Here is a 13,206-nt window from a genome sequence, read left to right as displayed (position 1 = left end):
CCGTCACGAGCCCGCGGCGTCACCCACGCCGTCCTGCCTGCGGACGAACTCGCGCAGCCACGGGATGAACTCCGGCGCCAGATCAGGACGTTCCGCGGCGAACTGGACGACCGTCCGCAGGTACTCCAGCTTGTTGCCGGTGTCGTAGCGGCGGCCCCGGAACTTCACCCCGTAGACGCCCCCGCCCTGGTCGGCGGGCATGTCGGCGAGGGTGCGCAGCGCGTCGGTCAGCTGGATCTCGCCGCCCCGGCCCGGCGGGGTCTTCTCCAGGACGTCGAACACCGCGGGGTCGCAGACGTACCGGCCGATGATGATCCAGTTGCTCGGCGCCTCCTCGGCGGCGGGCTTCTCGACGAGGTCGGAGACGCGCACGACGTCGTCCTCGCCGGTCGCCTCGATCGCCGCGCAGCCGTACGCCGACACCTGGTCGGGCTCGACCTCCATCAGCGCGATGACGCTGCCGCCGTGCTGGTTCCGCACCTCGATCATGCGCCGCAGCAGCTTGTCGCGGTCGTCGATCATGTCGTCGCCGAGCAGCACCGCGAACGGCTCATGGCCGACGTGCTGGCGGGCGCAGTGCACCGCGTGCCCGAGCCCCTTCGGTTCGCCCTGCCGGACGTAGTGCATGATCGCCAGGTCGCTGGACTCGTGCACGGCGTCGAGCCGCTCGTCGTCGCCCTTCGCGCGCAGCGCCTCCTCCAGCTCGTAGGCCCGGTCGAAGTGGTCCTCGATGGAACGTTTGCTGCGTCCGGTGACCATGAGCACGTCGGTGAGCCCGGCGTCGACCGCCTCCTCCACGACGTACTGGATCGCCGGTTTGTCGACGATGGGCAGCATTTCTTTTGGAGTCGCCTTGGTTGCGGGCAAGAATCGTGTACCGAGGCCGGCCGCCGGGACGACCGCCTTGAGCACAGGTGCAATGTCGGCCATGTACTGACCCTAGTCACCCGCGAGGACAACAGCGTGCAGGACATCGTTTCGAAGACCGATCTCCGGGCCGCGGTGCTCGGACGACGTGCGGCGATGCCGCCCGAGGCCCGTGCAGAGGCGGCGCGCCCGATCCGGGACGCGCTGCTGTCCGTCCCGGAGGTCGAGATGGCCGGGACCGTCGCGGCGTACGTCTCGATCGGCAATGAACCGGACACGCGCAGCCTGCTGTTCGCGCTGTGGAAGCGAGGGACGTACGTGCTGCTCCCCCGGCTGCTCCCGGACGGCGATCTCGACTGGGCCTCCTACGAGGGGCCGGACTCGCTCGTCCCGGGCGCCCGCGGGTGCCTGGAGCCGTCCGAGCCCCCGCGCGGCGTGAACGCCGTGGGCAGCGCGGACGTCGTGGTGGTCCCCGCCGTCGCGGTCGACCGGACGGGCATACGCCTCGGGCGCGGCGGCGGCTCCTACGACCGGGCGCTCGCGCGGGTCGGCCCGGCGATCCTGACCGTGGCGCCGCTGTACGACGCCGAGCTGGTGGCGAGCCTGCCCGCGGAGCCGCACGACCAGCGCGTCCGGGCCGTGGTGACGCCGTCGCAGGGGCTGGTCCGCCTCGGCTGACCCGGGTGCCGGGCTCGTAGAGTGAGAGGGCCAAGATCGCGGACGGGGACGCGGTCGGAGACGGCCTGACAGGAGGTTCGAGATGACGGCGCCGTGGCGGATCCTTTCCCTGCCCCGGATCGGAGAAGAGATCGTCCGGGGGTTGTTCGCACCGCTCGGTGACGCCGCGGAGGTCACGTTCCCGCGGACCAGGGATCGGGCCGGCCTGCTCGCCGCGCTTCCCGGCGCCGACATCGTGATCGGCGACTTCACCGGACGGCTGGCGCTGGACGCCGAGGCGGTGGCCGAGGCGCGGCGCGTGTCGTTCGTGCAGATGCCCGCGGTCGGGACGGACAGCATCGACGTCGCCGCGCTGACGGAGGCGAACGTGCCGGTGGCGAACGCGGCGGGCTTCAACGCGCGCGGGGTCGCCGAATGGGCGGTCGGCGCGGCGTTCGCGCTGTGCCGCAACCTCGTCTGGGGCGACCGTGCCGTCCGGGCGGGTGGGTGGCCGCAGATGGAGATGGCGGGACGGCATCCGCGCGAGATCCATTCCCAGCGCGTCGGCATCGTCGGGTTCGGTGCGATCGGTGCCGAGGCCGCGCGGCTGTTCGCGGCGCTGGGCTGCACGGTTTCGTACTGGTCAAGGCGGAAACGTTCGGATGCGGCGGTCACGTACCGGGAACTGGACGACCTCGTCTCGACGTCGGACATCCTTGTCCTCGCCTTGCCGCTGACCGACGAGACCAGGGGGCTGATAGGGCCGGAACGTCTGGCCCTGCTGCCGGACAAGGCGCTGCTGGTGAACGTGGCGCGCGGGGGCATCGCGCCTGACGACGCGGTCATCGCCGCTCTGGATTCGGGTCGGCTGGCGGGCGCCGCCCTGGACGTGTTCGACGAGGAACCGCTTCCCGACGGGCATCCACTGCGTTCCCATGAGGACGTCCTGCTGTCGCCGCATGCGGCGGGGGCGTCCGTCCAGTCGCAGTTCAATCTGGTCGCGATGGTGCAGGAGAACGTCATCGCGGCCGTCCAGGGACGTGACGTGCAGAACATCGTCAACGGGGTAAATCCGCAGGTCACACGGCGATAGCGGCGATCCCGGACACGCCATCCCTCAATCGTAAGTATGTGATCAGCTCGTGAATCTGTAGGATTGCTAAACGATCAACTTTGACGACCTCGAAGGGTGGGATGTTGCACCTCGACATCTGGCTACTCCTCGGGGCCACGCTTGTACTCAGCGCTATCATCGCCGTCAGGCTGTCGCACAAGGCGGGTCTCCCGACCCTGCTGGCCTACATGGGCCTCGGCCTCTTCATCGGCGAGTCCGGCCCCCTCCACATCTATTTCGACAACGCGGAACTCGCCGAGACGCTCGGCTTCGCCGCTCTCGTCCTGATCCTCGCCGAGGGCGGCGTCACCACAAGCTGGCGGCACGTGCGGCCCTCGGTGCCGGCCGCACTCAGCGTCTCCACCATCGGCACCCTGATCAGCATCCTCGTCGTCGCGTTCGCCGCCATGTGGCTCGTCGACATGGACTGGCGGCCCGCCTTCCTGCTCGCCGCGGTGCTCGCCCCGACCGACGCCGCGGCCGTGTTCTCGGTGCTGCGACGGCTGCCGCTGCCGTCCCGGCTGTCCGGCCTGCTGGAGGCCGAGTCCGGCTTCAACGACGCGCCCGTCGTGATCATCGTGGTCACGCTCAGCGCGCACGGCACCGCCCCCAACCTGGCCGAACTGCTCGGCGTGATGATCTACGAGCTGGTCGCCGGCGGGATCATCGGCTTCGTCGTCGGCTGGCTGGGCGCCCAGGCGCTGCGCCGCGTCGCGCTGCCCGCGTCCGGCCTCTACCCCATCGCCGTCCTGTCGCTGTCCATCGGCGCATACGGGGCCACGTCGCTGCTGCATGCCAGCGGATTCCTCGCCGTCTACGTGAGCGCGCTCGTCCTCGGCAACTCGCGGCTCCCGCACCGCCCCGCCACCAGGGGGTTCGCCGAGGGCGTCGGATGGCTCGCACAGATCGGGCTGTTCGTGATGCTGGGCCTGCTGGCCGATCCCGGCGACCTTCCCGGCCAGATCGTGCCCGCCCTCGTCGTCGGATTCGTGCTGCTGCTCGTCGCCCGTCCCGTGTCGGTGGTGCTTTCCACGATCGGGTTCGGGATGTCGTGGGGCGAGAAGGTGTTCGCGTCCTGGGCCGGACTGCGGGGCGCCGTCCCGATCGTCCTCGCCACCATCCCGATGGTGGCGGAGGTCCCGAGCGCCGACCGGATGTTCGCGATCGTCTTCAACATCGTCGTCGTGTTCACGCTGCTCCAGGGGCCGACGCTGCCGCTGGTCGCGCGCTGGTGCCGGCTGAAGAGCGACGAGCAGACCCGCGAGCTGGACGTCGAGGCGGCGCCGCTGGAGGAACTGCACGCCGACCTGCTGGAGGTGCGGATTCCCGCCGACTCCATGATGAGCGGCGTGGAGATCTTCGAGCTGCGGCTGCCGCCCGGCGCGTCGATCACCCTCATCGTGCGGGAGGGGGCGAGCTTCGTACCCGAACCCACCACGCCCCTGCAGGCGGGCGACACCCTCCTGGTGGTCACCACCGAGGCCGTGCGCGAGACCGCCGAACGCCGGCTGCGCGCGGTCAGCCGGAAGGGCAGGCTGGCGGGATGGTTCGGCGAGACCGGCGGCTGACCTCCGGCCCGCCGGGGAACATCCCGGGGGCGAATCCTGTTTCAGGCATGGGTACCATTAGCAGTCGTTCAGAGTGAGTGCCAGTCCGGGCTCCGCCGGACTGAGTCAGCGAGGAGGAACCGTGCCGACGTATCAGTACGTTTGCACCGAGTGCGGCGAGCCTCTGGAGGTCGTGCAGAAGTTCAGCGACGACGCGCTGACCGAGTGCCCGGCATGCAGCGGCAAGCTCCGCAAGGTCTTCTCTGCGGCGGGGATCATCTTCAAGGGTTCCGGCTTCTACCGCACCGACAGCCGCGGCTCGGGCAAGTCGTCCTCGACCGTGGGCGCCTCGTCCAACGGGTCGTCCAACGGCTCGGGTGAGTCCAACGGTTCTTCGGGCGACTCCGCCAAGGCGTCCTCGTCCTCCTCTGACTCCTCGTCGTCTTCGTCTGGGGGCGACTCGTCGTCGTCCAGCAAGTCGTCCTCCTCGTCTGAGAAGGTCGCCTGACCTTCTAGGTCTCGTACGCGCACCGGGGGATCCGCTGACGGATCCCCCGGGTTTTCCTGTGCTCTGACGCCGCCGGCTACATCTTCCGATGTAGCCGGCGGCTTTTCTGTGCCTCGAAGGAGGTAGCCGACTTCCCTCCTCATGCCGGACGCGCAGGCGGGCCGGCCTGGCGACCATTGAGGAGATGGGAGATTCGGCCCGGGTCGCCCGGAACCATCCCGGCTTGACATAGCTCTACTTTAGAGAGACTCTTAGTTCGAGAAGCTCGCCAGCGCCTCCCGCGCTGGAAGTAATCGCGATAGTACTTGACATATCTCGCGGGTCGAGAGATTCTGGCGCGAACGCGACATATCTCGAATCGCCCGGTGCACACAGGAGAGGAACCATGAGCGCACCTAGCCCGGCTCCCCCCAGGGGACGGTCACACCGCCTGGCCGGACTGATCGCCGGACGGCGGACCAAGTGGGCCGTCCTGGCCCTGTGGGTCGTCCTGCTGATGGCCCTCGGCCCGCTCGCCGGCAAGCTCGGCGACGTCGAGGAGAACGACGCGGCCGCCTGGCTGCCAGGCGGCGCGGAGTCCACCCAGGTGGTGAGCCTGGAGAAGCAGTTCCGCAAGGACGAGACGATGCTCGCCGTCGTCGTCTACGAGCGGTCCGGCGGCATCACCCCGGCGGACAAGGCCAAGGCCGCCTCGGACGTCGCCGCGTTGCAGAAGCTGCCCGGCGCCCAGAAGGCACAGGGGCCGTTCCCGTCCAAGGACGGCAAAGCCCTGCAAACCCTCGTGCCCTTGACGGACGTGGACCTCACCGGCGCCGTCGACCAGGCGCGCGACCTCGCCAAGCGCGGACCTCCCGGACTGACCGCGCACGTCACCGGCCCCGCCGGTGGTGGCGCCGACCAGTTCGAGGTCTTCCAGAGCCTCGACGGCTTCCTGCTCATGGCCGCAGGGCTCGTCGTCATCGTCCTGCTGCTCTTCATCTACCGCAGCCCGATCCTGTGGTTCGTCCCTGTGCTCGGCGCCGTCTTCGCCCTAGGGCTCGCCCAATCCACGGTGTATCTGCTCGCCAAGTACGCGGACCTCACCGTCAACGGCCAGAGTGCCGGAATCCTGACCGTCCTCGTCTTCGGTGTCGCCACCGACTACGCGCTGCTGCTCGTCGCGCGCTACCGGGAGGAACTGCACCGGCACGAGGACCGGCACGAGGCCATGGCGTACGCGCTGCACCGCGCGGGGCCCGCCATCATCGCGTCCGCCGCCACCGTCGCGATCGGTCTGCTGTGCCTGCTGCTCGCCGACATGAACTCCACCGTGGGCATGGGCCCCGTGGCCGCCGCCGGCGTCCTCACCGCGCTCGCCGCCATGACGACCCTCCTGCCGGCCCTCCTCGTCATCTTCGGCCGCTGGCTGTTCTGGCCGCTGGTCCCCCGGTACGACGAGAAGTACCTGAAGCCGGAGGCTTACGAGGCCGAGCACGGCATGTGGAACCGCGTGGCCGGTCTGGTCGGCAGGCGCCCGCGCGCGCTCTGGGCCGTGACCATGCTCGGACTGATCGCCCTCACCCTCGGCTTGGGCTCGCTCAAGGCGGACGGCCTGTCGGACGCGGGACAGTTCACCGGAAAGCCCGACTCGGTGAAGGGTTCCGCGGTCGTCGCCCGGCACTACCCCGCCGGTTCGGGTTCGCCGGCCGTGGTCATCGGGTCCGCACCGGCGTCCGGCCCGCTCGCGCAGACCCTCCGCGGGACGCCCGGCGTCGCCGAGGTCGGCCCGCCGGTCACGGCGAACGGACTGGTCAAGTACGAGGCCACCCTCAAGGACCCGGCCGACAGCGAGGCAGCGCGCACGACCATCGACCGGCTGCGGGCCGCGGCGCACTCGGTCCCGTCCGCGGACGCCAAGGTCGGCGGCATGACCGCGACGCAGCTGGACATCAAGCGCGCCTCCGCCCGCGACAACAAGCTGATCATCCCGATCGTGCTGGGCGTGGTGTTCCTGATCCTCATCGCGCTGCTGCGCGCCGTCGTCGCGCCGCTGCTGATGATGGGCACCGTGGTGCTGTCGTTCCTCGCCTCGCTCGGCGCCTGCGCGCTGATCTTCGAGCACGGCTTCGGCTTCGAGGGCACCGACTCCGGCTTCCCGCTGCTGACGTTCATCTTCCTGGTCGCGCTGGGGGTCGACTACAACATCTTCCTGATGCACCGCGTCCGGGAGGAGTCGCAGGCGCTCGGCACCCGCCGCGGCATCCAGCGCGGCCTCACCGTCACCGGCGGCGTGATCACCTCGGCCGGCCTGGTGCTGGCGGCCACGTTCGCGTCCATGGTCACGCTGCCCCTGGTGGGCATGGTCGAGATGGGCTTCGCGGTCGCGTTCGGCGTGCTGCTCGACACCCTGATCGTCCGGTCGCTGCTGCTGCCCGCCCTGTCGTACGACATCGGCCGGCGGATCTGGGCCCCGGGCCGGCTCGCCAAGAAGCAGGCCTCCGCCCCGCCCAAGATCCTCGACCCCGTCGGCTGACGGCGTACCCGGCGATGTGAAGGCGCCCGGCTCCGGCCGGGCCCCGGGGAAGAAGGGGTCCGGCTTCGGCCGGGCCCCGGGGAGGAAGGGGTCCGGCTTCGGCCGGGCCCCTTCTTCGCGGAGTTATCCACAATCGGCGGACGGCCTGCCGGGGCGGCGGCCCGGGTGGCTAGTGTCGGCGCCATGTCCACTCAGCCTTCCGCCTCCCAGCCCGCCGCCGAGATCGGGGTCATCGGCGGCTCAGGGTTCTACTCGTTCCTCGACGACATCGAGGAGGTGCGGGTCGACACCCCGTACGGCCCGCCGAGCGACCCCATCGCGATCGGCGAACTGGCGGGCCGCCGCGTCGCGTTCGTCCCCCGGCACGGCCGCGACCACCGGTTCCCGCCGCACCGGATCCCGTACCGGGCGAACATGTGGGCGCTGCGGTCCCTCGGCGTCCGGCAGGTGCTCGGCCCCTGCGCGGTCGGCTCCCTCACCCCCGACTACGGCCCCGGCACCCTGGCCGTGCCCGACCAGCTCGCCGACCGGACGTCCGGGCGCGACCAGACCTTCTACGACGAGGGCGCGGCCGTGCACGTGTCGTTCTCCGACCCGTACTGCCCGGCGGGCCGTCGCGCCGCCGTGGAGTCCGCCCGGACGTCCGGGTGGGACCCGGTCGACCGCGGCACCCTCGTCGTCATCGAGGGCCCCCGCTTCTCGACCCGGGCGGAGTCCCAGTGGTTCGCCTCCCAGGGCTGGGCGCTGATCGGGATGACCGGCCATCCCGAGGCCGTCCTCGCCCGGGAACTGGCGCTCTGCTACACCTCCCTGTGCCTCGTCACCGACCTCGACGCCGGCATCGAGGAGGGCGAGGGCGTCACGATGGAGGAGGTCCTCCGCGTCTTCGGCCAGAACATCGGCCGACTGCGCGACCTCGTCGCGGACGTCGTCAAGGCGCTGCCCGCCGAACGGTCCTGCCCCTGCCCGAACACCCTGGACGGCATCAAGCTCCCCCTGGAACTGCCGTGAACGCCCGCTTAGCCCGCCTGCGGCGGCCGCTGGCGGCGCTGTTCGCCGCGGCCGCCGCGGGCCTCGCCCTCCTGGCGCTCCGCCCGGGGCCGCCGCCGTCCGTCCGCGTCCTCGGCGCCGCCCGCGACCTTCCGGCGGGGACGGCCCTCGCCCCGTCCGACCTGCGGTACCTGGAACTGCCGGCGGCCGCCGTCCCGTCCGGCGCGCTCCGGTCGGGCGCCGCGGGCCGCGTCATCGCCGGTCCCATGCGCCGCGGCGAACCCCTCACCGATGCCCGCGTCGTCGGCGACGGCCTGCTGCGCGGGTACGGGCCCGGGACGGTGGCCACACCGGTTCGCATCGCCGACGCGGACGCCGTCCGGCTCCTTCACCCCGGCGACCACATCGACGTGCTGACGGCCCCGCCCGACGGCGCCTCGCTCCGGCTCCCACCCGACGACGCCCCCGTGTCCGGCCCGCTCACGACGCACGGCGCCGACGCGCGTTCGTCCGGCCGTCCATCGGGCTCCGGGCCGGGGTGGGGCGGGGCCCGGATGGTGGTGTCGGAGGTGCCGGTCCTCGCGGTTCCGCCGCCGGACGAGGACGGCGGGCGCGAGGGGGCGCTGGTCATGCTCGCGACCGACCGGACCCAGGCGGTGGCGATCGCGGGGGCCGGCGCGCCGCTGACGCTGACGATCACCGGTCACTGAGGTCGCGCCGAGCCCTCAGAGATCGTTCATGCGCCCGACTTGGCGAACCGCGAGGGTTTCATTACGATCCGTAGCCGTTCCGGTGCCTCTCAGCCAGGGGCGCACCCCCGACAATCCCTGGAGCCGGCAAATGGGTGGATTCAAGAAGTTCCTCTTCCGCGGGAACCTGGTCGACCTCGCGGTGGCGTTCGTCGTCGGAGCCGCGTTCGCCAGCCTCGTGAAGGACTTCGCGACCTCCTTCATCACCCCGCTGATCGCGCTGATCGGCGGCAAGCCCGACTACACCGGGCTGGCCGTCACGATCAACGGCACGAAGTTCCCCTACGGGGTCTTCGTAACGTCGGCGATCGCGTTCGTCATCACCGCCGTGATCGTCTACTTCCTGGTCGTGCTGCCGACGGCCAAACTGATCGAGCGGATGGACCGCGGCAAGGAGGCCACCGAGCGCGAATGCCCGCAGTGCCTCAGCGAGATCCCGGTGAAGGCGAGCCGCTGCCGCTACTGCACCGCGGACCTCGTCCCCGCCACCGAGATCCCCTCCTAGACCCCGCGGCGGACGGCCCTGCTCACTCGTTCTCCGTCCCGAACTCCCAGTGCCAGGGCTCGAACGGATTGCTGTAGGCCCACGACGGGTGGATCCATCCGTACTTCCCGGCGTGGGCCTCCATCCAGTTGAACTGGACGGAACCCGAATTCTGCACGCCGCCGCACAGATCGAGGGCCTGCCCCTTGCCGTGGTTGCTCGTCCCCGGGACGGCCGCGAACCCAGGGCGCTGGGCATAGACCGCATGCTGCTCGGACAGGCTCCGGTACGCGTCCGTCACGCACATGTCGCGGCCGAAGTTGCGCTTGTACGCGGCGTTCAGCTTGTAGAAGGCGAGCGCCGCGTCCGCGCGCAGCTTGTGCCCGCCCTTCTGCGGCAGGTCGCAGAGGTACTTCGACGGGATGAGCCCGTTGGGGAACTTCTTGGCGTCCGCCGCGAGGCTCTTGTCGCAGCCGAGTTCGAGCCGTTTCTGCCGGGTCACGGCGAGCTTGTCGAGCATCGCGTTGAGCTGCTTGGTCAGCTGCGCCGACCGGGTCTTCAACCCGTCCACCTCCTGCTGGAGGCGTGTCTGCTCGACCGCGTTCTTCGACTGCAACTCCTGCACGGTGGACGCGAGCCGCTGCCGCCGGTCCTGCAGCTCGTCGGCACGGTCCACAAGAGCCTTCTGCGACCTGGCGATCAGCGTCACGTCCGCCGTCGACCGCAGCGCCTGGCTCGGGTCGCCGCCGCCGAAGATCGCCATGGACCCGGCCGCGCCACTCTGCTGGTAGGAGGTGTTCGCGAGCCTGGCCAGCGGCTGCCGGATACGGTTCAGCTCCGCCTCGGCACCGGCGAGATCCTTCAGCGTGCCGCGCAGCTTGACCTGCGAGGCGGCGAGGTCCTTCTGCCGGCCCTCCATCTGCTTCGTGGCCTTCTCCAGCTCGGTGCGCGCCTTCGAGGCCTCGCGGCGCAGCGACTCGAGCGAGTCGGCCCCCGCCGCCGCGTTCGCGGCGCCGAGCGGTGAGAGCGTCGTCATCACCAGGAAGACCGCGGTCAGCGCCGCCGACCGGGGGTTCGGCACGGTGGTATTCCTCCTGATGCCCAAAAGCGGAACAGCGGCAGAACGCTACTACAGGTTCTACGATGACCTGTGCGTAACGGGTTCAGCGACCACGGTGACGTTGCCCCTCACACCACTGCCGCATCCACCAGACGTCGTCCCACCCCGCCGGGCAGGGCCGCCGCACCCGCGCCGACGGCGACGGCGACGGAGCGGGCGTCGTCCTCCGCGGCGTGACCGCCGGCCGCGGGGGCCGGTCCGGCGCCTTGGTCGCGGCCTGCGGCTGCGTCTCGGGCGGCACGTATCTCCCGAACGTCGGCTCCCCTTCCGGGGTCACGATCCGCTGCGGCGTCCCCGCCGTCTCCGGCCGCTCCTGGGCGGGCTCCTCCCGCAGCCCGACCGCGATCACCGACGCCAGCAGGACGGGCACCGCGAAAGCCACCGCCACGACCGCGATCCGCTTGCCGCGAGACGTGCCCTCGTCCACCTCGTCCTCGGCAACCCTGTCACTCGACTGCTCGCGATGCCGTCCGGTCACGCCACCGAAGCGTACCCACACCGGCCCCGCGGGGCCTAGAGTCCGAGCCCCATAACAAGGAGCGCCCACCGCTCCCCTTCCCCTACTCTGTAGGAGCCGTCCGCTACGCTCTAGCCGCAAGCGAGACAAGCCTCCGTAGCTCAGGGGATAGAGCACCGCTCTCCTAAAGCGGGTGTCGCAGGTTCGAATCCTGCCGGGGGCGCCCCTCTGACCACACAGAAAAAGCCCCTGACCAGCGCGGACGCCGGTCAGGGGCTTTGAGGTCTATGCGGTTGTGTTCGGCTCTACGCGGCGGCCTGCGGTTGATCGGTCCCAATACCGTCCCACGGGACCGCACAGCCCTCGGGGTGGCTACTCGCCGGCCAGCGCGTCGGAGATACGGCGCTTGGCCGCTTCGTCCTGCCCAGCGATGCACTTGGCGTAGGTCTTGAGCAGGACTTCGACGCTGTGGCCTGCCCACTCGGCGACCTGGGGCGCCGGGACCCCGGCGTTGAGCCAGGTGGACACGCACGCGTGGCGCAGATCGTAGGGACGTTCGGCCAGCGGCGACGCAGCCTGATCGGCGGTGAGGGCGTCCGTCCGCGCTCTCCTCCAGGCGCGTCGGTAGGTGATGTTGGGGAGCTCTCCACTGCGCACGCCGTAGAAGACCCGACCGGCGGGGCCGTCGGTGAACTCGGCGAGGTGAGCACGAAGGATGCGGGTCAGTTCGGGCGGGCAGGGCACCGGCCGCGTCTCGTCCTCCGCACGGTGCTTAAGAGAGCGTTCCTCGCGCAGTGCGCCGTCGTCGGTCCAGTCGCGGCCGGCGAACGGCGCAGCCTTACGGACCACGATCTCGCCCCAGCCATCTGCCGGTTCTACAAGTTCTCCCGTCTCTTCGTTCTTCACCAGCGGAGGCAAGGTGATGTCCGGTCGCCGGAGGTTGACCGCTTCCTCGGGGCGAAGGGCGGCGTAGTACATCACAGCGAAGAACGCCACCAGTCGCATCCCGCTGGGCTCCTGGTTCCGTACCGCGTTGAGTAGCGCGCGGGCTTGGGCATGATTCACGACGCGCCGCCGGTCTACCTCGCCGGTCGTACGTGACGGTTTCCATTTCAGGTCGCGAATCGGGTTTCCCTCCAAGAGCTTGAGTTCCGCGGCGTAGTCCATAGCGTTGGCCAACAGCATGCGGTGCTTTCTGGCCGTGGTGGCGGCGGCCTTCTTACCGTTGAGCTTGGAGGTTGCCGCATCCAAGAGCGCCCGCGCTGTTGCCGGTTCAGCGAGCGCAGATACGGGTGCGGTGTTCTCCGACAGCCACCGCAGGATGGTGGCGATGTCATCGGGGGCGTTGCCACGGTTCTTGGTGTTATACCCCCAGCGCTGCATGGCGCTGCGAAGCTTCTTCGCGTCCGGCTTACCGCGCTCGCTGGACAGCAGCGCGGGAGTGGCGGCGGTCATCGCTCGCGCAATGTCGTCTCGGTACCTCGCCGCGGCCCCCTTCCACTTCATGTCCACGTAGGCACAGGCGAAGTCGTACCAGCTCATTTCGGTCAGATCGTCACGTGCCCACGAGACCGGCTTGCCCGTGGCCGTGCTGAACGCTTCGCCGTTACGGGCCGCAGTGATGAGGGCGCTGCGGTAGGCGTCAGCTTGTGCGTAGTTCTTGAACGGCTCCTTCCACACATTGCCTGCAACCTTCCACCGCACCCGATATGAGGTGACCTTGCCATGCTTGTTCTTACGCGTTTCGATCTCGTAGACGCGGACGTTGTATGTGCTGTTCTGTATCAAGCGGCGTCCTCACAGTTGTCGTACCAGCGGTCGAACTCGGCACGGCGGACACGGAGTTCCCCGTTCGGGATCCGCTTGCAGCGCGGCGCCCTGCCCTTTGCGCGCCACTCATAGAAGGTTCTCCGTGAAATCTGGAGGATCCGGCAGATGTCCGTGACGGTGAGGTCTTTCTCATCTTTGGCCGCCATCATGGTCTCCCTTTTCGAGCAAAGACCCGGCCGCGCTGATGGGCTGGCCGGGGCCAATTGAGTAAGAGTCGCCCTGGTTGCGTATGAAGGGCCGGGGTGTGCTGCGGGGATAGGTAGCGCGGGGAAAGGCCCGGCGGGTGTGCTTGGTCGTGTGTCCGCCGGGGCCGTCTGAGCGTGGGTGAACGAGGACCGGCCGCGGCCCCTCATGCGGGGGCGGCGGCCGGT

13 protein-coding genes and 1 tRNA gene are annotated in these 13,206 nt (G+C 70.0%); 9 read left to right on the top strand and 5 right to left on the bottom strand.

Annotated features, from left to right (window positions below; translation table 11 throughout):
• Nucleotides 1-3 precede the first annotated feature (3 nt).
• The gene (galU, locus tag ACQPXG_RS08305; protein WP_433467032.1) at nucleotides 4-930 is read right to left on the bottom strand and encodes a UTP--glucose-1-phosphate uridylyltransferase GalU; all 927 of its coding nucleotides are present in this window, start codon (nucleotides 928-930) and stop codon (nucleotides 4-6) included.
• A 33-nt stretch (nucleotides 931-963) separates the two neighbouring features.
• On the opposite strand from galU, the gene ACQPXG_RS08300 reads away from it, so the two are divergent.
• The 8 genes from ACQPXG_RS08300 to mscL all read left to right on the top strand — a co-directional run bounded on the left by ACQPXG_RS08300 (nucleotide 964) and on the right by mscL (nucleotide 9,449).
• Nucleotides 964-1,545 carry a 5-formyltetrahydrofolate cyclo-ligase gene (locus ACQPXG_RS08300; RefSeq protein WP_433467031.1) on the top strand — a complete coding sequence of 194 codons (582 nt, stop codon included), beginning with the start codon at nucleotides 964-966 and terminating at the stop codon, nucleotides 1,543-1,545.
• Between the two features lie 82 nt (nucleotides 1,546-1,627).
• On the top strand, nucleotides 1,628-2,617 hold the full coding sequence (locus tag ACQPXG_RS08295; protein ID WP_433467030.1) for an NAD(P)-dependent oxidoreductase: 990 nt from the start codon (nucleotides 1,628-1,630) through the stop codon (nucleotides 2,615-2,617).
• Between the two features lie 101 nt (nucleotides 2,618-2,718).
• On the top strand, nucleotides 2,719-4,206 hold the full coding sequence (locus tag ACQPXG_RS08290; protein ID WP_433467029.1) for a potassium/proton antiporter: 1,488 nt from the start codon (nucleotides 2,719-2,721) through the stop codon (nucleotides 4,204-4,206).
• A gap of 121 nt (nucleotides 4,207-4,327) precedes the next feature.
• Complete coding sequence (locus tag ACQPXG_RS08285) at nucleotides 4,328-4,693, top strand: FmdB family zinc ribbon protein (protein WP_433467028.1); 366 nt, start codon at nucleotides 4,328-4,330, stop codon at nucleotides 4,691-4,693.
• A 385-nt stretch (nucleotides 4,694-5,078) separates the two neighbouring features.
• Nucleotides 5,079-7,205, top strand: coding sequence for an MMPL family transporter (locus ACQPXG_RS08280; RefSeq protein WP_433467027.1), 2,127 nt, complete (start codon nucleotides 5,079-5,081; stop codon nucleotides 7,203-7,205).
• A 183-nt stretch (nucleotides 7,206-7,388) separates the two neighbouring features.
• Nucleotides 7,389-8,216, top strand: coding sequence for an S-methyl-5'-thioadenosine phosphorylase (locus ACQPXG_RS08275; RefSeq protein WP_433467026.1), 828 nt, complete (start codon nucleotides 7,389-7,391; stop codon nucleotides 8,214-8,216).
• Nucleotides 8,213-8,905: an SAF domain-containing protein gene (locus tag ACQPXG_RS08270; RefSeq protein ID WP_433467025.1), complete on the top strand. Its 693-nt coding sequence runs from the start codon at nucleotides 8,213-8,215 to the stop codon at nucleotides 8,903-8,905. The genes ACQPXG_RS08275 and ACQPXG_RS08270 overlap by 4 nt, the downstream gene beginning before the upstream one ends.
• A gap of 130 nt (nucleotides 8,906-9,035) precedes the next feature.
• Nucleotides 9,036-9,449 carry a large conductance mechanosensitive channel protein MscL gene (gene mscL, locus ACQPXG_RS08265; protein ID WP_433467024.1) on the top strand — a complete coding sequence of 138 codons (414 nt, stop codon included), beginning with the start codon at nucleotides 9,036-9,038 and terminating at the stop codon, nucleotides 9,447-9,449.
• 22 nt (nucleotides 9,450-9,471) lie between these two features.
• Here the strand turns inward: mscL and ACQPXG_RS08260 are convergent, their stop codons facing one another.
• Complete coding sequence (locus tag ACQPXG_RS08260) at nucleotides 9,472-10,509, bottom strand: D-alanyl-D-alanine carboxypeptidase family protein (RefSeq protein WP_433467023.1); 1,038 nt, start codon at nucleotides 10,507-10,509, stop codon at nucleotides 9,472-9,474.
• An 82-nt stretch (nucleotides 10,510-10,591) separates the two neighbouring features.
• The gene (locus tag ACQPXG_RS08255; protein WP_433467022.1) at nucleotides 10,592-11,026 is read right to left on the bottom strand and encodes a hypothetical protein; all 435 of its coding nucleotides are present in this window, start codon (nucleotides 11,024-11,026) and stop codon (nucleotides 10,592-10,594) included.
• 129 nt (nucleotides 11,027-11,155) lie between these two features.
• On the opposite strand from ACQPXG_RS08255, the gene ACQPXG_RS08250 reads away from it, so the two are divergent.
• Nucleotides 11,156-11,228: transfer RNA gene (locus tag ACQPXG_RS08250), tRNA-Arg, on the top strand.
• 149 nt (nucleotides 11,229-11,377) lie between these two features.
• On the opposite strand, the gene ACQPXG_RS08245 is transcribed toward ACQPXG_RS08250, so the two are convergent.
• Nucleotides 11,378-12,793 (bottom strand): tyrosine-type recombinase/integrase, encoded by a 1,416-nt coding sequence (locus ACQPXG_RS08245; RefSeq protein ID WP_433467021.1) that lies wholly within the window; start codon nucleotides 12,791-12,793, stop codon nucleotides 11,378-11,380.
• Nucleotides 12,790-12,981 carry a helix-turn-helix transcriptional regulator gene (locus ACQPXG_RS08240; protein ID WP_433469921.1) on the bottom strand — a complete coding sequence of 64 codons (192 nt, stop codon included), beginning with the start codon at nucleotides 12,979-12,981 and terminating at the stop codon, nucleotides 12,790-12,792. Before ACQPXG_RS08240 ends, ACQPXG_RS08245 begins: the two co-directional genes overlap by 4 nt.
• Nucleotides 12,982-13,206 lie beyond the last annotated feature (225 nt).

It is taken from the genome of Spirillospora sp. CA-128828 (assembly GCF_050945415.1).
GTDB lineage: Bacteria > Actinomycetota > Actinomycetes > Streptosporangiales > Streptosporangiaceae > Spirillospora.
Note: the sequence above shows the minus strand (reverse complement) of the source record. Positions and strands in the feature narration are given on the sequence as shown.